The following is a 17,894-nucleotide window of genomic DNA, read 5'->3' as shown; positions in this document are numbered from 1 at the left end:
AGGCCGCCCGGGTCCCGCCAGCACGTTTGCAAACCGACGAGTGTGACCATGCCTGTCCTCAGCCCTCCCTTCTCCGGCTACGGCCTCGGCCTGCGCAAGGAGCACTACCAGGAATTCCTCGAAACGGATGTTCCGGTCGACTTCGTTGAAGTCATCTCCGAGAACTTCATGGTCGACGGCGGCAGGCCCCGCCATATCCTGCGCGAAGTGCGCAAGCGCTATCCGGTGGTACTGCACGGCGTGTCGATGTCGATCGGCTCCTCGGACGGGCTTGACCGCGACTACCTGCGCCGCCTCCGCGCCCTGGTCGACGAGACTGCCCCCCTCTTCGTCTCCGACCACCTGAGCTGGTCGCGCATTGGCGGCTTCAACTCGCACGACCTGTTGCCGGTACCGTACACCAACGAGGCGCTGGATATCGTCTGCGCCAATATCGACCTGGCGCAGGACGTTCTGGGCCGCGCGATGCTGTTCGAGAATCCCTCAAGCTATCTCGCCTTCGACGACGCATCCATGACCGAGTGGGAGTTCCTGGCCGCGATGTGCCGGCGCACCGGCTGTGGCCTGCTGCTGGACGTCAACAATATCTACGTCAGCGCCACCAACCACGGCTTCGATGCGAACGCGTTCGTCGACGGCATTCCCGCCGCGCACGTGCGCCAGATTCACCTGGCCGGGCACAGCCAGGGGCCCGAGCTGCTGATCGACACTCACGACAACGCCGTGTGCGAGCCAGTGTGGCAACTCTACGCGCGGGTGCGCGCACGCCTCGGCGCCGTCGCCACCATGATCGAGCGCGACGATAGTATCCCGCCGCTGGCCGAACTGCTCGACGAGCTCGCCATCGCGCGGACCCTCGCGGGAGGCGCAGCATGAAGCTCGCCACGCTGCAACAGGACTTCCACACCTGGCTGACAACCGCATCGCCGGAGGCGGCGCTCCGCCTCGGCCCCGCTACCGCGGCGGGCCTTGCGGTCTACCAGAACAACTACCGCGCGCAGCTGGTTGGCTGCCTTGAAACGTCATATCCGAACGTCCACGCATGGCTGGGCGACGAAGCCTTCCTTGCCTCGGCCGTCGCACATGTCGACAGACAGCCCCCGCACGCCTGGACGCTCGATGCCTATGCCGACGGCTTCGACACTACGCTGGCCGCACGCTATCCCGACAATCCGGACCTGCATGAGCTGGCGTGGATCGAGCACGCCATGTCCGTCGCCTTCGTCGCCGCCGATGCGGCACCGCCGTCCGCGCAGGCGCTGGCGGGCGTCGACTGGGAGTCGGCGCGGCTGGTGCTGGTGCCATCGCTGCGGATGCGCACCGCCACCACCAACGCGCAGGACCTCTGGACTGCGCTCAACGATGGCACGCCGGTGCCCGACAGCGAGATGCTGGAAGCACCCGCCGGCCTGATCGTCTGGCGCCGCGCCTTTGGCTGCTACCTGAACCTGGTCGACGCGCTGGAACTTGACGCGCTGCGCCAGGTGCAGGCCGATGGTCGCTTCGAGGCGCTCTGCGAATGGCTGGTGACACGGCTTGGCGAGGACGAAGGCATCGATGCCGCCGGCGCCATGCTCGCCCGGTGGCTAGGCAACGGCCTGGTCGCCGCGGTCGAAAGTGAAAATGAAAGCGTCTGAGCCATCCGCCGCATCCCATGATCCAACCCTGAGAAACGACATCGTGTCAGATCACATCTCTTCCCGGCGCGCGTTCCTGCGCGCCGGCATTGCCGGTGCGGCGGTGCTTGCCGCCGCGCCGTCGTTCGCGTCTCCGTCCGCCGGACCCAGCACATCCGGTGCCACCGCATCGCCGCTGCCGCGCATGCCGGTGCGGCAGGTGCGCACGGACTATCTCGATATCGGCTATCACCAGGCAGGCCCGGACAACGGCCGCCCAGTGATCCTGCTACATGGCTTCCCGTACGACATCCACAGCTATGTGGACGTCGCACCGATCCTGGCCGAGCGTGGATTCCGCGTCATCGTGCCCCACCTGCGCGGCCATGGCACGACACGCCTGCGCGATCCGGCCACGCCGCGGGCCGGCCAGCAGGCGGCCATCGGCGAAGACGTGATTGCGCTGATGGATGCCCTGCACATCCCCGAGGCAGTGCTGGCCGGCTACGACTGGGGCGGCCGCGCCGCGTGCGTCGTTGCCGCGGTCAAGCCCACGCGCTGCGTCGGGCTGGTGTCCGTCAACAGCTACCTGATCCAGGACATCGCCCATGCCACCGCGCCGCTAGCGGCCCCCGTCGAATGGGGACTCTGGTACCAGTATTACTTTCAGACCGAGCGCGGACGCGCCGGGCTCGAGGCCAACCGTCGCGACATCGCCCGCATCCTGTGGAAGAACAACTCCCCCACCTGGCACTTCGATGAGGCGACCTTCGCGCGCGCCGCCGAAGCTTTCGACAATCCGGACTATGTCGATATAGTGATTCATTCCTACCGGCATCGGCTCGGCCTGGCTCCTGGCTATCCGCTGCATGAGGCCACCGAGAAAAAGCTGGCGGCCCTGCCTGCGATCTCCGTTCCGACGATCACTCTCGACGGCACCGCCGACGGCGTCGTTCCCGCCACGGACGGCCAGGCCTCGGCTGCGCGCTTTACCGGCCCGCGCACACATCGCCAGATCCCGGGCGTGGGCCACAACCTGCCGCAGGAGGCGCCACAGGCGTTCGCTGACGCCGCGACAGAGCTCGTGCGCGGCGGCAAATGGCGCACCTGATCCCTTGCCCCCCTCGTCGTCACGGGCGATTATGTCTGGATGGCAAGACAAAGCTGCTCCTGATTGACGGACAGCATGTGCCGTCCACCTCAGGTAAGTCTTTCCAGACCACGAATCCAACGGACCGGCAGCTGCTGGCCGATGTCTCACTTGCCGAAGAAGAAGACATCGAAGCCGGCGGCAACGTCAAGGCCAACTGGGGCATCGAAGCCGAGACAGAAATCGACTGCAAGGGCAATGTCCGCGCTGGCTGGGATGTCACCGCCGGCGAGCGCTTATCGGTGAGCGGCAACCTGCGAGCCGGGGGGGACATCGTGGCGCAAGGCGCAGTCCGCTGCGGTCAGGGCATCAAGGCGGGTGGGAATATCGAAGGCCAGCACGACATCGTCGCCGGCTGCGGCATCGAGGCTGGCGGCGCAATCCGTGCCGGCCAGCACCTGGTGGCAGGCTGGAGCATCAAGGCCAGAGAGACCATCGCCACCGAAGGCGCCATCAGGGCCGGTGCAGGCGTGCAGACCGAGGAAGACATCCTGACCGGGCCGGGCTACGGCGTCTACGCCGGCCTGAACGTGCGCGTCGACATCTGGGCATTGCTCATTGCCGACTGGCTGGAGCATACCATTCCTCCGATTAAGCTTTTATGGGAATGAAATTGCAATTTCTAGCGAAACGAAACTGCGGTTCGCATACCTGTGCTCCCGGCACATCCATATTATGGACCCTCTGTCAACGCCAACGAGCCTGTCATGCCAACCGGAGCGCCACCGATTCCCGCATGTTCCGCAGTTTCACCTTATCTCTCCCTGCCCGTCACACCGCTCGACCGGCTGGCGCTCGACATCGAGGCCACCGTCGCCGACTGCGCGCGGATGGTAGCCAGCCACGTCGCGGCCCATCTGCATGACACAGACGCGCTGCTTGCTACGCTGCCGCCGGGCGCGCTGCTCGGCAATCCGGACACCTATGCTCGCCACCTTGTCCATGTCGATCCACTGGGCCGCTTCTCGGCTATGGTATTGGTCTGGCGACCGGGCCAGTCGAGCCCGATTCATGGCCACCGAACCTGGTGCGCCTACCGGGTGCTGCGTGGCACGCTGCGCGAGCAGCACTACCAATGGGACCCCGCCAGCCAGCGAGCGGAATTAACCACTACTGTCGTGCGAGAAACCGGCAGCACCGTGAGCGCACCCCATGGCCTGCAGCATATTCATGCGCTAGGCAATGCCAGCGACGACATCGCGCTCTCCTTGCACCTCTACGGCGTGCATCACGACCACATTGCCACCGGCGTAAACCTCGTGGTACAGACAGCGGACGCCTAGCACGCACCGGAGCGTAGCTCTACCGTGCGCGGGTAACCGCTCGATCCTGACATAGCCCCCTAATGGACATGGACCGCTACGACAAACAAATCCTTGCCATCCTGCAGGAAGACGCCACCGTCCCCGTGGCCGAAATCGGGGAGCGCGTCGGCCTGACCGCGACGCCGTGCTGGCGCCGCATCCAGAAACTGGAAGAGGCCGGCCTGATCCTCAAACGCGTTGCGTTGCTGGACGCGGACAAGCTCAATGCCGGCGTGACGGTCTTTGTCTCAGTGCGCACCAGCCAGCACAACCTGAAATGGATCAGGCAGTTTCATGGGCTAATGGCATCGATCCCCGAAGTGACCGAGCTTTACCGTATGGCAGGTGACACCGACTACCTGTTGCGTGTGGTAGTGCCGGATATCACCGCCTACGATCGAGTCTACAAGAAGCTGATCCAAGGGGCGGAACTGGCCGACGTCAGCTCCAGCTTCGCAATGGAACAGATCAAGTACACCACGGCGCTACCGTTGGACTACGCGTAGTCAGGTGCTGCCCGTCATCCCGGACCGGCGCCTGCAGCCAGCCGTCATTCATCCGCAACCGGCTTCATGTAGCTCGGATGAACTGAACCGATGCCGGTTGTATCCGGGGCTGGTTCCAAGTCGGTTCCGGAAATGATTGCGCAATGTGGCCGCAGCGCCGAACCCGATTTGTACCGCGATTTCATCCACGGATAAATCCGCTTCTTCGAGTAACGCCTTGGCCCCGCTTAAACCTTCCGTGAGCAGCCACTCCCCAGGCGGCATACCTATCGTACTGACGAAGTGACGCTGAAAGGTTCTGGCACCCATTGCCGTTTGCTTCGACATCCTGACAATCTGCCAGTCTTCGCCCGGGGTTGAGCGCACCGCGTCCACCAGGGGCGCCAATGAAGAGTTGCTACGCGCGTGACCGTCTCACGCAGCGTCGAAGCCCAAAGGCCCAAGGTCGCAGACCTGATCGACGGCACGGCCGCATTGCTCGACGTCGAGGTGCCGGCCGAACTATGGGTCGAACTGTGGGACGAATACTTCGCACCGCGCTACGGCGAACCCAACCAGGCTGGGCTGGCGGCCATCCGCTTGCTGGGCGGCACTGAAGGTGTGTTGCTGGATCCCGTATATACGGGGAAGGCGATGGCTGGTTTGTTCGACGGCGTCACACGCCAACGCTTCGAAGGCAACGGCCCGCCGCTATTCCTGCATACGGGCGGCGCACCGGCGCTGTTTGCCTATCGGAAGGCAATCGAGGCGGATCTCCTATAGTCATCCAGCGGTGATCACAGAGGTAGCAGCGCCGATGGATGCCCCGATGTGCGCCAACATCCGGACTCATGGGCTCAGATACCGAAGAATCCCGCACCAGCATCCGGGACCGCTTCATATCTTCGACGAAGTCACGAGCAGGTTCCGCCCATGAGTCTCGCGCGAAGGCACCTGTCTTCAGATCGCATTCAGAGGAACTTTGACATAGCGCACGCCATTGTCCTCCGCTGGCGGAAATTTCCCGGCGCGCATGTTTATCTGCACAGAAGGCAGCATCAGTGCAGGCATGGCCAAGCCCGCATCGCGAGCCTGGCGCATGGCAACGAAGGCAGCCTCGTCGATGCCGTTGCGCACATGGATGTTGTGCTCGCGCTGCTCGGCTACCGTACTGATGAAGCGTAGCTCACGGCATCCCGGCTGATAGTCGTGGCACGTGTACAGGCGAGTCTCCGGCGGCAGGCTCAGTACCCTCCTAATGGAGTGGAAAAGCGCTCGCGCATTGCCGCCAGGGAAATCGCAGCGCGCTGTTCCGTAGTCCGGCATGAACAAGGTATCGCCGACAAAGGCTGCCGTTTGCCGCCCGTCATTGACGACATAGGTCATGCAGGCCGGAGTATGTCCAGGTGTATGGAGAGCCTGGACCTGCAGGCCACCGATCATGAACGTCTCGCCATCTTCCAGCAGACAGTCGAACTGCGTGCCATCCCGGGTGAAGCTGCCGTCTGCGTTGAAGAGTGCTCCAAAGACGCGCTGCACGGCGGTGATGTGGCGGCCGATGGCCAGCGTTCCGCCGAGCGTGCGCTGCAGATAAGGGGCAGCCGAGAGGTGATCGGCATGCACATGGGTCTCCAGAATCCATTGCACCCGTACGTCGAGTTCGCGCACGCGGGCCACGAGCCTGTCGGCGCTGACGGTCGAGGTGCGGCCGGTCGCCGGGTCGTAGCCCAGCACGCTGTCGATGATCGCGCATTGGCGGCTCGATGCGTCCAGCACCAAGTAGCTGATGGTCCGAGTATCGGAATCGAAGAAGCCTTCGACCTGAAGTGCGGAGTTCGAGCGCATCCTTGCTTCCACAAGCGGTCCCTCAAAGTCAGGCCGGGAATGGTCTTTTCGGCTCATTTCGCTATCGGGCACACCACCGGCGGTTCAAAGGCTTTAACCGCCGGCGGCTCACCCTCCTCCGACCATGGCGCGATCTCGACCAGCGCGGAAAGGGCGCTGGACGCCTGCGCCAAACTGGAGGTACCACGGTCCATCGTCAGAACGTTAGGATTGCCATGGTGTTCGAGCGAACTGTCGCTCGCATCGAACCAGGCACCGGTGGCCATCACTACGACACCGCGCATCAGCGCATCATCCATGCATGCGCCGGCCAGACATGCGCCGCGCTCATTGAACACTCGGACGATATCGTTCTCCATAATGCCGCGTTCGGCAGCATCCAGCGGATGAACGCGGATCGCCTGCCGGCCCCGGACCTTCATGGCCATGGAGTGGCTGCCGGCGTCCAATTGGGAGTGCAGCTTGTCCGGCGGCTGCGATGTGATGAGGTGCAAAGGCCAGTGCCGGGCAGCCGCGCCACCAAGCCATTCAGCAGGCGGGAGCCACGCAGGGTGCGGTGGGCAGTCCTCATAACCGAACTCTCTAATTCGCTGGGAGTAGAGCTCGATCTTGCCGCTGGGTGTCTTCAGGGGATGCGCCTGCGGATCGGCACGGAAATCCGAGAGCAGCACGAAGGGCGCGCCCGGCTCCGGAAGTTCGGTGTACCCCTGCTCCCAGAACCGTTCAAATGGCGGCGCGTCGAAGCCCGCATCGATCCAGCGCGCCGCCATGCTGTCGTAGATGTGGCGGATCCACCCGAACTCGTCACGGCCTGCGCTGAACGCGGGCTCGCAGCCGGCGCGCAGCGCCAGATCACGGTAGATGTCAAAATCGTTGCGGCTGCTGAACTGGGGCGGCAGCGCCTGGTGCATCGCCAGCACGTAACGGTCCCTTGACGAGCCTCCGATGTCGTTGCGCTCCAACGTCGTCGTGGCCGGCAGAACAATGTCCGCACGTCGTGCGGTGGGAGTCCACCAACTGTCATGCACCACGATGGTCTCCGGCACCTGCCAAGCACGTGCCAGCCGGTTCAGGTCCTGATGGTGGTGGAAAGGATTGCCTCCCGCCCAATAGACCATGCGGATATCCGGATAGATACCTTCGCGGCCATTGAAATCGTAGCGATCCCCCGGGCTCAGGAGCATATCCGAGATTCGCGCCACAGGGATCGAGCTGCGCGCAGGATTGGTGCCAGCACTCATCTCCGGTGCCGCAACCTCGGGCCGAGGTGTTCCTGCGCCGTTGATGGAACCATGTCCGAACGCGAAACCACCCCCCGGAAGGCCGATCTGACCGAGCATGGCCGCCAGTGCGATGCAGGCCCAGTAGGGTTGCTCGCCATGGTGAGCCCGCTGCAATGACCAGGTGCAGTTCATCAGCGCGCGATGGCTTGCGGCCTCGAGGGCCAGTTCGACGATAGTCTGGGCAGGAACGGCGCAGATCGATTCCGCCCAGTGGGCGTCCTTGGCCTGACCGTCCTCGCGGCCCAGCAGATAGGCCGCGAAAGCGTCGAAGCCCTCGCAATAGCGGGAGACAAAGTGCGCGTCATGCAGGCCGCGCGACAGCAGCGTATGTGCCATGCCCAGCATCAGCGCGGTATCGGTGTTCGGCCGGATTGGCACCCACCGGGCCTTCAGGCCGTCGGGTATATCTGCCCGAGTCGGGCTGACGACGACGAAGCGCACACCGGAACTCTTTGCGCGCTCGATCCACTGGTGCGAGCTGTGCAGGCCCGCTCCTCCCGAGGTGATCTGGGTATTGCGCAGCGGCATGCCGCCAATGGCGATGAACAGCTGCGTGTGCTCAAGGATGCTACGCCAGTCGGTCACCCTTCCGGTTACCGGCGCGTAGGTGCCGATCACGTGTGGCAGCAGGAACTGGGCTGCGCCCCAGCTATAGTTGCCGGCCTGGGTCGTGCATCCGCCACCGGCGAACAGAAAGCGATGCGTCAGCGTGCGGGCATGATGCAAGCGGCCTGCAGATGACCAGCCATACGAGCCGCCGAAGATCGATGCAGGACCATAGGTGGCGCGCACCCGTGCCAGCTCGCCTGCCACCAGGTCCAGGGCAGTGTCCCAGTCCACCTCGATGAAGTCATCAGTACCCTGCCGGCTGCGGTCTGCCCGCTCCCGGTCGCGGAGCCATCCGCGCCGTACTGCCGGTCGCTGGATGCGCAACTCAGAATGCACCATCCCCGGCATTGACCGCAGGATGGGCGAAGGGGCGCTGTCGTATGGAAACGGCTCACACTCAACGAGCTTCCCGTTCTCTACTACCGCCGTATATGCGCCCCAATGGGAAAGCGTCGGAAATCGGGTAGTGGTCACGGCTGGAAGCAGGTGCCGGTGTGGTCAAAGGGCAGCGCCGTTGTCATTTTCTTGATCTCCTCAGTTGGATTGCAGGCGTTCATGTCGAGTAACTCGATCACTCACGATTGTGTTCGCAGGAAGGGAAATTTTTTTCTTTTTTTGGACTGATGGTCCCCCGAAAAGAAATTAATTTGCTCTGGCGGTCTCCCTATGCTGATCGACATTCCAGCGGCAATCACAAACATGAATGCCGCACAGTACAACCATGGAGATCCGATGAAGGAAAGCACCAAATTAGTATGTGCCGGCCGCCACCCAGAACGCTTCGGCGGGGTCGTCAACACCCCGATCTTCAGGGCATCGACCATCCTCGCGGGGTCGATGGCCGAATGGGAAGAGATGAAACGCGCCCGCGCCGCGGAAGAACCGGGGGCAACTACCTATGGCCGCTATGGCACACCCACCACCCATGCGCTGGAAGAAGCCATTGCCGCGCTGGAGGGCGGATACCGATCGCTCGTGTTCCCGTCCGGCCTTGCCGCGGTCAGTACTGCGCTCACCGCACTGTTGTCCGCTGGTGACCACATTCTTGTGACCGACAGCGCCTATTCGCCAACGCGTTCCTTTCTGGAGCGAGTGATGACGCGTTTCGGTGTCGAGGTCGAGACCTACGATCCCGTTGGCGGCAAGTCGATCGAAGAGTTATTGCGGCCCAACACACGTGTCGTATATGTCGAATCGCCCGGGTCCGAGACCTTCGACATCCAGGACATTCCCGCGATCTCCGCCGCGGCACATAAGCACGGTGCTTATGTGGTCATGGACAACACCTGGGGGACCCCGCTTTACTACAAGCCCTTCGCGCAAGGGGTCGACGTTTCGATCCAGGCCGCCACGAAGTACATCGTGGGTCATTCCGATGCAATGCTCGGCGTGGTCACCTGCAATCGGGACACCTGGCCGCTGGTCAAACAGACTACCCAGGACATGGGGCAGACCGCCGGCCCGGATGACATCTATCTGGCACTGCGCGGCCTGCGTACGCTGGAGGTCAGGCTGCAGCGTCACGGGGAATCGGGGCTGCGTGTCGCCCAATGGCTGGAGCGGCAGCCGCAGGTAGAAGCGGTTCTGCATCCCGCCCTGCCCTCCCATCCGGGACACGCGCTCTGGAAGCGTGATTTCACCGGTGCATGCGGCCTCTTCTCGGTGGTGCTCCGGGCGAGTTCAAAAGCATCGCTCGAAGCCTTCGTCGATGCCCTTGAGCATTTCGGCCTGGGTGTTTCCTGGGGCGGCTATGAAAGCCTGGTGATCCCTTTCACGCCAGGAAAGGGATGCACCGGCGCCCGCTGGCCCTACCAGGGGCAGGCCGTGCGCCTGCACGTGGGCCTCGAAGATCCGCAGGATCTCATCGACGATCTCCAGCGAGGCCTGCTGGCGCTCTCTGCGCGTGAATCCCGGGCACAAGATCAAGAAGCCAGCGCTGCCCAGGCCTGCTCGAGCTGACGCACCGAACTGCTTCGCCAGTTTGATTCCTGCCGGCACTTACACCTATCTGACTTAACCACGGAGACATGACATGAGCAAGATGAAGATTGAAGGGTCCTTTGTCGCCCTCATCACCCCCTTCAACAAGGACGGCAGCACCGACTTCGGCGCCTTCCGCGAGTTGCTGAAGTTCCAGGAGGACAATGGCACTGCCGCGGTGCTGATCATGGGGTCCACCGGTGAAGTCTCTATGCTTTCGCAAGCAGAGCGCCAGGCCATCATTGTCGAGACCGCAAAGATGAAGACCGGGAAGATGAAGCTGTTCTATGGCTGCACCGGTAACAACACCGAGGCAACCAAGGACTATCTCTCCTTTGCCAAGGCCAACGGCGCGGATGGTGCCATTCTGGCGGCGCCCTCCTACATCTGCGCATCGGAGGCCGACATCGAGCGCTACTTCCTTGAGGTCGCCGACGCGACCGACCTGCCGCTCGGCATCTACAACAACCCGCCTCGGGTAAAGACCGATCTGCATTGGGACAGCCTGCTGCGCATCTTCAAGCATCCCAACTATGTCGTCCACAAGGAATCAACCACGCGCGTGGGACAAGTGGCACAGGTGCTGCGCGGCGCGCCGGATGTCTCCGTGATGTGCTGCGACTCGCCCAACCTGGGACTCGTCGTCCCGACGATGAGCCTGGGCGGCCACGGCACGGCGAACATGACCGGCAATATTGCACCCGCGGAGCTGGCGGAGATTTCCCGGCCCTGGACCTCGGCGGACGTCTCCGTCAGCTTCCGCAGCGCCTACCTGCGAAACCTGCAATTGCTGCATTACGCCTACTCGGCAATCAACCCGGTTGCCATCAAGTCGCTGATGAAAGCGGTCGGGCTGCCTGCCGGCGACCTGCGCAAGCCCCTCACCGGCCTGGAAGGGGCACCGCTCCTCAATGGCCTTCGGGTCATCAAGGAACTCGAGCTCGATCAGAAGTACGGCTGGTCCTCGCCAATGCTCAAGGCAGCCTGAACCGCAACGGGAGAAGCCAATGGATCTAAACATCGCTGGGCGCCATGCTCTCGTCTTCGGCGGGAGCAAGGGCATGGGGCGCGCTTGCGCGCATCAGCTAGCCTCGGAAGGGGTACATGTCGTGATTGCCGCGCGCACCGAGAGCACACTGGCCGCGGCATCGGAGGAAATCGCTCGCGCGACTGGCGGCGTCGTTAGCTACGTGGTGGCTGACATCACCAGGGACAGTGGGCGAGAAGCAGCGCATTCGGCGTGCCCTGCCCCGGACATCCTGATCAACAACGCGGACGGTGCCCCGCCGGGGGATTTTCGCCAGTGGACACCGGCGGACTGGCATGCCGCCATCGATTCCATGATGCTTGGGCCGATCGATATGATCCGGCGCGTTGTCGACGGAATGATGGAACGCCGCTTCGGCCGCATCGTCAATATTGTCTCGCGCAGCGTGAAGACGCCGCAGCTGGAACTGGGCTTGTCTAACGGTGCGCGTTCCGGCCTCGTCGGTTTTGTCGCGGGCCTCGCGCGCCAGACGGTGGCCCACAACGTCACCATCAACAACCTGCTCCCAGGCGTGTTCGCGACCGATGCGCAGCGCCATCACATCGAAGGCATGCTGGAATCGATAGGCAAGACCTTCGAGCAGCTCTGGCGCGAACGTGGAGCGAACAACCCGGCTGGCCGCTACGGCCAACCAGAAGAGCTGGGTGCGCTCTGTGCCTTCATCTGCTCAGAACAGGCGAGCTATATCTGTGGCCAGAGCATTCTGATTGACGGCGCCGCCTACCCAGGCACCTTCTGAGACGGGGCTTCGTCGAAGCCCACCCGTTGCAGCGCTGCCCTCCGCAGGTCCCCACTTTGCAGAATGTGGAGACCTGCCTCCCTTGATCTTCAAACCTAAGCTGAATCAGGTATGCGACTACACCATTCTCGCCTGACCCGCGCGCACCTCTTCCTCGGTGTGCGCATGGGTGTCACGCTCCTGGCGACCTTCATGGCATTGGGCGTGGCCAGAGCACAGTCCAATGCCGACCGCCCCTATCCGTCCCGCCCGATCACCATCGTCGTGCCGCATGCACCTGGCGGCTCGGTAGACGGCCTGGCGCGCGTATTTGCGATGAAGCTCGGTGAAGAGCTGAAGCAATCGGTCATCGTCGACAACCGGCCGGGTGCTTCTGGCCTGGTCGGGGCCGGTATCGTTGCGCGCTCGGCGCCGGACGGCTATACGCTCTACATCAACGCATCGATCCACAACATCAATCCGATGCTCTATCGGAAAACGATCAAGTTCGACGCGGTCAAGGATTTCACGGCTGTCAGCATGCTGGCGCAAGGAGCTCTGATCTTCAGCGTGAATCCGCAAGTGCCGGCAAAGTCTGCGCGAGAACTCGCAAGCGCCGTCAAGGCGAATCCCAAACAGTACAACTTTGCCACGAGCGGCAACGGTTCGGCCGGTCACCTGGCGATGTCTCAGTATATGTATGACAGCGGCATCGCGGATCTGCAGGTACCCATTGCCTTGTACAAGGGCGGCGGGCCCGCACTCGCCGACCTGATGGGGGGGCAAGCCCGGGCGATGATGGATCCGATGCTTTCGTCACTGCCAAGTGTCAAGGCAGGCAAGCTTCGTGCAATCGCGGTCACAGGGCGCACGCGCAGCCCATTGCTGCCCGATGTCCCGACCATGCAGGAGGCGGGATACAAGGACTTTGAATTCTATTCGTGGTACGGCCTGTGGGCACCGGCGAAGCTGCCCAACGAGATCGGGAAGACGCTTGATGCGGCATCCGCGAGGATCATGGCAGCGCCAGACCTCAAGGCTCGCCTGGCCGGGCTGGGATTCGAAAGCGCTTACAAGAATGGCGGCGACTTCGAGAAGTATATTGACAGCGAAACCAAGCGATATCGCACGATCATCGATCGGGCGCACATCACCGCCGATTGAATCAGTGGAACGAGGCAGGAGATATGCGCGTCCTAGTGCTTGGTGCCGGCGTTGCCGGAGTATCCGTTGCCTATCATCTGTGGCGCGACGGCCACGAGGTGACCGTGCTGGACCGGGAAGCTGGTCCGGGGCAAGGAAGCAGCTTTGGCAACGCCGGCGGTCTTTGTCCCGGCTTTGCCGGCCCCTGGGCAGCCCCCGGGATGCCGGGAAAGGTATTGCGCATGGCTCTGCAAAGGCATGCGCCAGTCCGCTTCTCCGTCCGGCCAGATGTCGAGCGCCTGCTCTGGGTGGCCAAGTGGCTCGACCAATGCAAGGCAGCGCGCTTTCGCATCAACAAAGCGCGCATGCAGCGCGTAGCGCACTACAGCATGCGCTGCATGCAGGAGCTGATCGACCACGTGCCGGGCCTCTCATTCGACTATCACAGCAGTGGCACGCTGCAATTGCTCGAAACCGACCAGGAGCTCGAGTTGGCACACCTGGCCTCCAGGACGCTGGATTCGTTCCAGGTGCCATGGCGCATGATGGGCCGGGACGAAGCCGTTGCGCTCGAACCCTCCCTGCAAGCGGGAGACTCGACATGGAAAGGCGCGCTCTATCTTCCTGGGGATGCATCGGGGGACAGTTCCAGGTTCTGCACCGGTCTTGCCGACTACATCGCCAGTCACGGTGTCTCGTTTCACTACGGCGTTTCCGCAACACGGCTCGTTCAGGCCGGTGGCCGCCTTACCGGAATTGAAGTCACGAATGCCGGGCAAAGAGAGCGGTGGGAGGCTGATGCTTGCATAGTAGCCCTGGGCTGCCAGGCGTCTGCGCTGCTCTCGACGGTGGGCTTGCGGATTCCCGTGTATCCCCTGAAAGGGTACTCGATCACGATCCCGATCACCGATGCAGAGGCGGCTCCCCGCATGGCGATCATGGACGAGCACAACAAGATCATGCTTACCCGGCTTGGAGACAGGTTGCGTGTCGCGGGAATGGCCGAACTCGTCGGATACGATCTGACGCTTCATCCCGATCGTACAGCGTTGCTGTCGAAACTGACACGGCGGCTCTTGCCACGAGGACTCGACTTTTCCGCTGCCTCGCCGTGGGCCGGACTCCGTCCGATGACGCCAGATGGGCCGCCGATCCTTGGCGCGACACCATTGAAGGGCCTGTACCTGAATGCGGGCCACGGATCCAATGGCTGGACGCAGGCCTGCGGGACCGGCCGCCTCGTTGCCGACGCGGTATCCGGCAGACCGCCGGCGATCGACATGGACGGACTGACAGCCGAGCGCTTCGGTATGAAGGCCTGGGCTTGAACCGGTTTGCCCCGGCTGGGCATTTCCTGGCCGTGGCCGGATCCTTCATATCGGGCATGTTTTCTGACAACGCGTAATCGACGCATGCGTTGCCGCCGGCTCAAGGCCGGTCAAGGCCGGTCAAGGTCACCCACTGTATCCGATGCCACGAGCCGCGAAGGCGCGCACATGGGGGTGCTCCACGGATTCCAATACTTCGCTCCGCTGGAAGTCGGGAACGTGACGGCTCAGATAAAGAATAACGAGAGGAGAACGATGAAAACAAATGGGAAGTACTTGGTCGCGGCAGCGATGGGCGGTTTGCTCACCGGTGCGGCAGAGGCACAGTCCAGCGTCACGCTGTATGGTGTCATGGATGCCGGCATCGAATATGTCAGCCATGCCGGCGTGGACGGCTCCGGCTCGGCATACCGCGTCACATCCGGCAATACGGCCGCTTCACGGTGGGGGCTGCGCGGCAGTGAGGATTTGGGTGGAGGCGTGAGCGAAATCTTCGTTCTCGAGAGCGGCTTCTTCGCGGATACCGGCATGGCTGGACTCGGCGGCCGCCTGTTCGGCCGGCGAGCTTTCGTCGGTATCGCGGGTCCTTGGGGCCAGGTGACTCTTGGGCGTCAGAACAACACCTTGTTCGACTTCTTTATTCCCTTTGACACGAACCGCTATGCACCCTACTCCGTGCTTGCCCACGATGCGCAATTCTCAGGCCGGGCTGACAATGCTATCAAGTACACCGGAGATTTCGGCAACCTGACGATCAGCGGGCTCTATAGCGCCGGATACGACTCAACCATTTCCGGAGGCAGCGAAGTCCCGGGTGTACCGCGCGTCGGCCAGGAAATCGGGGCGGGTGCGTCTTATACGGCCGGCAAGCTCGGAATGGCTTTCGTCTATGACCAGCGCCGTGGCACATCGGTAGCCAGTGCCGGAAACGTGGAACGTCGCTATGCTGCCGGACTTATTTACACCAGCGGCCCCTTCACCGCAATGGCCGGCTATCGCTTCCTGCAAAGCGGACTTGTCAATCCCACAATCCGCTCCAATCTCTATTGGCTGGGGGGGGCCTACGCGATGAAGCCCGCGCTGACGCTGCGCGCCGGAATATACCGTACGGATGTGCGCGCCTCAGATGACGATGCCATCAGTTACACGCTGCAGCTTGCCTACAACCTGTCGAAACTCACGGAGGTCTACCTCAACGCCTCCTACATGGACAACAAGGGACGCTCAACGCTAGGCGTGGCAAGCGCGACCAAGGCTGCGCAGGGTGTTGGACAGACCGGCGTCGCAGCCGGAATCAAGCACATCTTCTAGGTATAGGGGGGCACGGCGGGTGAACTGCGCATCGCCGCCATACCCACTTGGCAGCAGAACCGAGCAAGATCCATGTCAGTCGCGATGCATTGCCTGAGGCGAGGCAATTGAGAGCACCCATTCCAAGGGTACGGGCCGTGCGCGCATCGAGGCAGTTGAAAAGCAGAGGAGAAATAGATGTACATCGGCATCCCGCAGGAGACGCGGGCCGGCGAGACTCGCGTCGCCGCCACCCCGGAGACCGTCAAGAAATACGTCGCCCAGGGCCACAAGGTAGTCGTGCAGGCCGGTGCCGGCCTGAGCGCCAGCCAGCCCGACAGCGCGTATGAAGCGGTCGGCGCCACCATCGGCAGCGCCGCCGAGGCATTCGGTGCGCAACTGGTGCTCAAGGTGCGCGCACCGGACCCCGCCGAACTGGCGCAGATGAAGCCAGGCACCGTACTGGTCGGCATGCTCAATCCCTTCGATGCCGAGAACAACGCGCGCATGTCCGCCGCGAACATCACCGCCTTTGCCCTCGAAGCCGCGCCGCGCACCACGCGCGCGCAGAGCATGGACGTGCTGTCGTCGCAGGCCAACATCGCCGGCTACAAGGCCGTGCTGGTGGCCGCGCACCACTACCAGCGCTTCATGCCGATGCTGATGACCGCCGCCGGCACCGTCAAGGCCGCGCGCGCGCTGATCCTGGGCGCCGGCGTGGCGGGCCTGCAGGCCATTGCCACGGCCAAGCGGCTGGGCGCGGTGATCGAGGCCTCCGACGTGCGCCCCGCGGTCAAGGAGCAGATCGAATCGCTGGGCGGCAAGTTCCTCGACGTGCCGTTCCTGACCGATGAAGAGCGCGAGATCGCGCAGGGCGTGGGCGGCTATGCCCGCCCGATGCCGCCGGACTGGATGAAGCGCCAGGCCGAGCTGGTGCACCAGCGCGCGATCCAGGCCGACATCGTCATCACCACGGCGCTGATCCCGGGCCGCAAGGCGCCGGTGCTGCTGCAGGAAGCGACCGTGCAGCAGATGAAGCCGGGCTCGGTGGTGGTGGACCTGGCCGCCGCGCAGGGCGGCAACTGCCCGCTGACGGTGGCCGACGAGGTGGTCAACCACAACGGCGTCATCATCATCGGGCACACCAACCTGGCCAGCATGGTGGCGGCCGACGCCTCGGCGCTCTATGCCCGCAACGTGCTGGATTTCCTCAAGCTGGTCGTCGACAAGGACGCCCAGTTCACGTTGAACCTTGACGACGACATCGTCGCGGCCTGCCTGATGACGCGGCGCGAAGAACTGGCATTGGCCAGCTGAACGGGCAATCAAGGAGATATCGATGGAAATGGTTAGCCACACGGTGATCAACCTGATCATCTTCGTACTGGCGATCTACGTGGGCTACCACGTGGTCTGGACGGTCACCCCCGCGCTGCATACGCCGCTGATGGCGGTGACCAATGCGATCTCGGCCATCATCATCGTCGGCGCCATGATGGCCGCCGGCCTGACCGAGGGCTATGTTGGCCGCGCGATGGGCACGCTGGCGGTGGCGCTGGCGGCGGTCAATGTGTTCGGTGGCTTCCTGGTCACGCAGCGCATGCTGGAGATGTTCAGGAAGAAGGCACCCAAGGTGCGGCCCGAAGCCAAGGCGCAGCCTGGCGGCAGAGTGGCGGAGGTGGCGCAATGAACGGCCTGTCGATGAATATGGTGACGCTGTCCTACCTGGGCGCGTCGGTCTGCTTTATCCAGGCGCTCAAGGGGCTGTCACACCCGACGACGGCGCGGCGCGGCAACACCTTCGGCATGGCCGGCATGGTGGTGGCGGCGCTCACCACGGTGGCCCTGATCTTCAAGCTGAAGAACGAACTGCTTGCCGGCGGGGCGGACCCGTCCGCGCCGGGCACCGGCGTGGCGCTGATCCTGGCCGCGCTGGTGGTGGGCGGCGGCATCGGCGCCTACGTGGCGAAGCAGGTCCAGATGACCAAGATGCCCGAGCTGGTCGCGGCGATGCACTCGCTGATCGGCCTCGCGGCGGTATTCATCGCGGTGGCTGCGGTGGCGGAGCCTGCAGCGTTCGGCATCACGGCTGCCG

The 17,894-nt window shown here is 63.4% G+C and carries 18 protein-coding genes and 1 pseudogene; 16 read left to right on the top strand and 3 right to left on the bottom strand.

Annotated features, from left to right (window positions below; all coding sequences use genetic code 11):
• The first annotated feature begins 48 nt into the window (after positions 1–48).
• From bufB to DN412_RS19425, 6 genes are all read left to right on the top strand, one after another.
• Positions 49–876, top strand: a complete 828-nt coding sequence (gene bufB / locus DN412_RS19450; protein WP_115213096.1) for an MNIO family bufferin maturase — start codon at positions 49–51, stop codon at positions 874–876.
• Complete coding sequence (locus tag DN412_RS19445; RefSeq protein ID WP_115213095.1) at positions 873–1,637, top strand: HvfC/BufC N-terminal domain-containing protein; 765 nt, start codon at positions 873–875, stop codon at positions 1,635–1,637. Before bufB ends, DN412_RS19445 begins: the two co-directional genes overlap by 4 nt.
• Before the next feature lie 43 nt (positions 1,638–1,680).
• The gene (locus tag DN412_RS19440) at positions 1,681–2,727 is read left to right on the top strand and encodes an alpha/beta fold hydrolase (protein WP_425267428.1); all 1,047 of its coding nucleotides are present in this window, start codon (positions 1,681–1,683) and stop codon (positions 2,725–2,727) included.
• On the top strand, positions 2,715–3,377 hold the full coding sequence (locus DN412_RS44570; RefSeq protein ID WP_244222700.1) for a hypothetical protein: 663 nt from the start codon (positions 2,715–2,717) through the stop codon (positions 3,375–3,377). Before DN412_RS19440 ends, DN412_RS44570 begins: the two co-directional genes overlap by 13 nt.
• A gap of 96 nt (positions 3,378–3,473) precedes the next feature.
• On the top strand, positions 3,474–4,049 hold the full coding sequence (locus DN412_RS19430) for a cysteine dioxygenase family protein (protein ID WP_115213093.1): 576 nt from the start codon (positions 3,474–3,476) through the stop codon (positions 4,047–4,049).
• Positions 4,050–4,117: 68 nt separating this feature from the next.
• Complete coding sequence (locus DN412_RS19425; protein WP_115213165.1) at positions 4,118–4,576, top strand: Lrp/AsnC family transcriptional regulator; 459 nt, start codon at positions 4,118–4,120, stop codon at positions 4,574–4,576.
• A gap of 48 nt (positions 4,577–4,624) precedes the next feature.
• Here the strand turns inward: DN412_RS19425 and DN412_RS19420 are convergent, their stop codons facing one another.
• Complete coding sequence (locus DN412_RS19420) at positions 4,625–4,903, bottom strand: helix-turn-helix domain-containing protein (protein ID WP_115213164.1); 279 nt, start codon at positions 4,901–4,903, stop codon at positions 4,625–4,627.
• 78 nt (positions 4,904–4,981) lie between these two features.
• On the opposite strand from DN412_RS19420, the pseudogene DN412_RS19415 reads away from it, so the two are divergent.
• Positions 4,982–5,338, top strand: a pseudogene (locus DN412_RS19415) (pyridoxal-phosphate dependent enzyme); the annotation flags it as partial.
• Positions 5,339–5,515: 177 nt separating this feature from the next.
• On the opposite strand, the gene DN412_RS19410 reads toward DN412_RS19415, so the two are convergent.
• On the bottom strand, positions 5,516–6,400 hold the full coding sequence (locus DN412_RS19410) for an MBL fold metallo-hydrolase (RefSeq protein ID WP_115213092.1): 885 nt from the start codon (positions 6,398–6,400) through the stop codon (positions 5,516–5,518).
• Between the two features lie 53 nt (positions 6,401–6,453).
• Positions 6,454–8,766, bottom strand: coding sequence for a molybdopterin guanine dinucleotide-containing S/N-oxide reductase (locus DN412_RS19405; RefSeq protein ID WP_115213091.1), 2,313 nt, complete (start codon positions 8,764–8,766; stop codon positions 6,454–6,456).
• Positions 8,767–9,024: 258 nt separating this feature from the next.
• On the opposite strand from DN412_RS19405, the gene metC reads away from it, so the two are divergent.
• The 9 genes from metC to DN412_RS19360 form a co-directional block, all read left to right on the top strand.
• Positions 9,025–10,251: a cystathionine beta-lyase gene (gene metC, locus DN412_RS19400; RefSeq protein WP_115213163.1), complete on the top strand. Its 1,227-nt coding sequence runs from the start codon at positions 9,025–9,027 to the stop codon at positions 10,249–10,251.
• A gap of 73 nt (positions 10,252–10,324) precedes the next feature.
• A complete protein-coding gene (locus tag DN412_RS19395) occupies positions 10,325–11,260 on the top strand; it encodes a 4-hydroxy-tetrahydrodipicolinate synthase family protein (RefSeq protein ID WP_115213090.1) in 936 nt (311 codons plus the stop codon).
• 19 nt (positions 11,261–11,279) lie between these two features.
• Positions 11,280–12,059, top strand: coding sequence for an SDR family oxidoreductase (locus DN412_RS19390; RefSeq protein ID WP_115213089.1), 780 nt, complete (start codon positions 11,280–11,282; stop codon positions 12,057–12,059).
• A 165-nt stretch (positions 12,060–12,224) separates the two neighbouring features.
• Positions 12,225–13,202 (top strand): Bug family tripartite tricarboxylate transporter substrate binding protein, encoded by a 978-nt coding sequence (locus DN412_RS19385; RefSeq protein WP_115213162.1) that lies wholly within the window; start codon positions 12,225–12,227, stop codon positions 13,200–13,202.
• A 23-nt stretch (positions 13,203–13,225) separates the two neighbouring features.
• The gene (locus DN412_RS19380; RefSeq protein WP_115213088.1) at positions 13,226–14,509 is read left to right on the top strand and encodes a D-amino acid dehydrogenase; all 1,284 of its coding nucleotides are present in this window, start codon (positions 13,226–13,228) and stop codon (positions 14,507–14,509) included.
• Positions 14,510–14,677: 168 nt separating this feature from the next.
• Positions 14,678–15,820, top strand: a complete 1,143-nt coding sequence (locus tag DN412_RS19375) for a porin (protein WP_244222698.1) — start codon at positions 14,678–14,680, stop codon at positions 15,818–15,820.
• 177 nt (positions 15,821–15,997) lie between these two features.
• Entirely contained in the window at positions 15,998–17,116 is a 1,119-nt protein-coding gene (locus DN412_RS19370; RefSeq protein WP_115213086.1) for a Re/Si-specific NAD(P)(+) transhydrogenase subunit alpha, read from the top strand.
• 22 nt (positions 17,117–17,138) lie between these two features.
• Entirely contained in the window at positions 17,139–17,489 is a 351-nt protein-coding gene (locus tag DN412_RS19365; RefSeq protein WP_115213085.1) for an NAD(P) transhydrogenase subunit alpha part 2, read from the top strand.
• Positions 17,486–17,894, top strand: a 409-nt coding sequence (locus DN412_RS19360) for an NAD(P)(+) transhydrogenase (Re/Si-specific) subunit beta (protein ID WP_208647622.1), incomplete at its 3' end; no start/stop codon positions are given. The genes DN412_RS19365 and DN412_RS19360, both read left to right, overlap by 4 nt.

This window comes from Cupriavidus lacunae, assembly GCF_003353055.1.
GTDB classification, from domain to species: domain Bacteria; phylum Pseudomonadota; class Gammaproteobacteria; order Burkholderiales; family Burkholderiaceae; genus Cupriavidus; species Cupriavidus lacunae.
This window is presented reverse-complemented; position numbering and strand designations above follow the sequence as displayed.

What these genes read in the sequence shown, in the direction of transcription:
- bufB (WP_115213096.1), top strand. Translation starts at nt 49, where the DNA reads ATGCCTGTCCTCAGCCCTCCCTTCTCCGGCTACGGCCTCGGCCTGCGC.
- DN412_RS44570 (WP_244222700.1), top strand. Translation starts at nt 2,715, where the DNA reads ATGGCGCACCTGATCCCTTGCCCCCCTCGTCGTCACGGGCGATTATGT.
- DN412_RS19445 (WP_115213095.1), top strand. Translation starts at nt 873, where the DNA reads ATGAAGCTCGCCACGCTGCAACAGGACTTCCACACCTGGCTGACAACC.
- DN412_RS19395 (WP_115213090.1), top strand. Translation starts at nt 10,325, where the DNA reads ATGAGCAAGATGAAGATTGAAGGGTCCTTTGTCGCCCTCATCACCCCC.
- DN412_RS19430 (WP_115213093.1), top strand. Translation starts at nt 3,474, where the DNA reads ATGCCAACCGGAGCGCCACCGATTCCCGCATGTTCCGCAGTTTCACCT.
- DN412_RS19390 (WP_115213089.1), top strand. Translation starts at nt 11,280, where the DNA reads ATGGATCTAAACATCGCTGGGCGCCATGCTCTCGTCTTCGGCGGGAGC.
- DN412_RS19420 (WP_115213164.1), bottom strand. Translation starts at nt 4,903, where the DNA reads ATGTCGAAGCAAACGGCAATGGGTGCCAGAACCTTTCAGCGTCACTTC.
- metC (WP_115213163.1), top strand. Translation starts at nt 9,025, where the DNA reads ATGAAGGAAAGCACCAAATTAGTATGTGCCGGCCGCCACCCAGAACGC.
- DN412_RS19385 (WP_115213162.1), top strand. Translation starts at nt 12,225, where the DNA reads ATGGGTGTCACGCTCCTGGCGACCTTCATGGCATTGGGCGTGGCCAGA.
- DN412_RS19410 (WP_115213092.1), bottom strand. Translation starts at nt 6,400, where the DNA reads ATGCGCTCGAACTCCGCACTTCAGGTCGAAGGCTTCTTCGATTCCGAT.
- DN412_RS19370 (WP_115213086.1), top strand. Translation starts at nt 15,998, where the DNA reads ATGTACATCGGCATCCCGCAGGAGACGCGGGCCGGCGAGACTCGCGTC.
- DN412_RS19375 (WP_244222698.1), top strand. Translation starts at nt 14,678, where the DNA reads ATGGGGGTGCTCCACGGATTCCAATACTTCGCTCCGCTGGAAGTCGGG.
- DN412_RS19380 (WP_115213088.1), top strand. Translation starts at nt 13,226, where the DNA reads ATGCGCGTCCTAGTGCTTGGTGCCGGCGTTGCCGGAGTATCCGTTGCC.
- DN412_RS19425 (WP_115213165.1), top strand. Translation starts at nt 4,118, where the DNA reads ATGGACCGCTACGACAAACAAATCCTTGCCATCCTGCAGGAAGACGCC.
- DN412_RS19365 (WP_115213085.1), top strand. Translation starts at nt 17,139, where the DNA reads ATGGAAATGGTTAGCCACACGGTGATCAACCTGATCATCTTCGTACTG.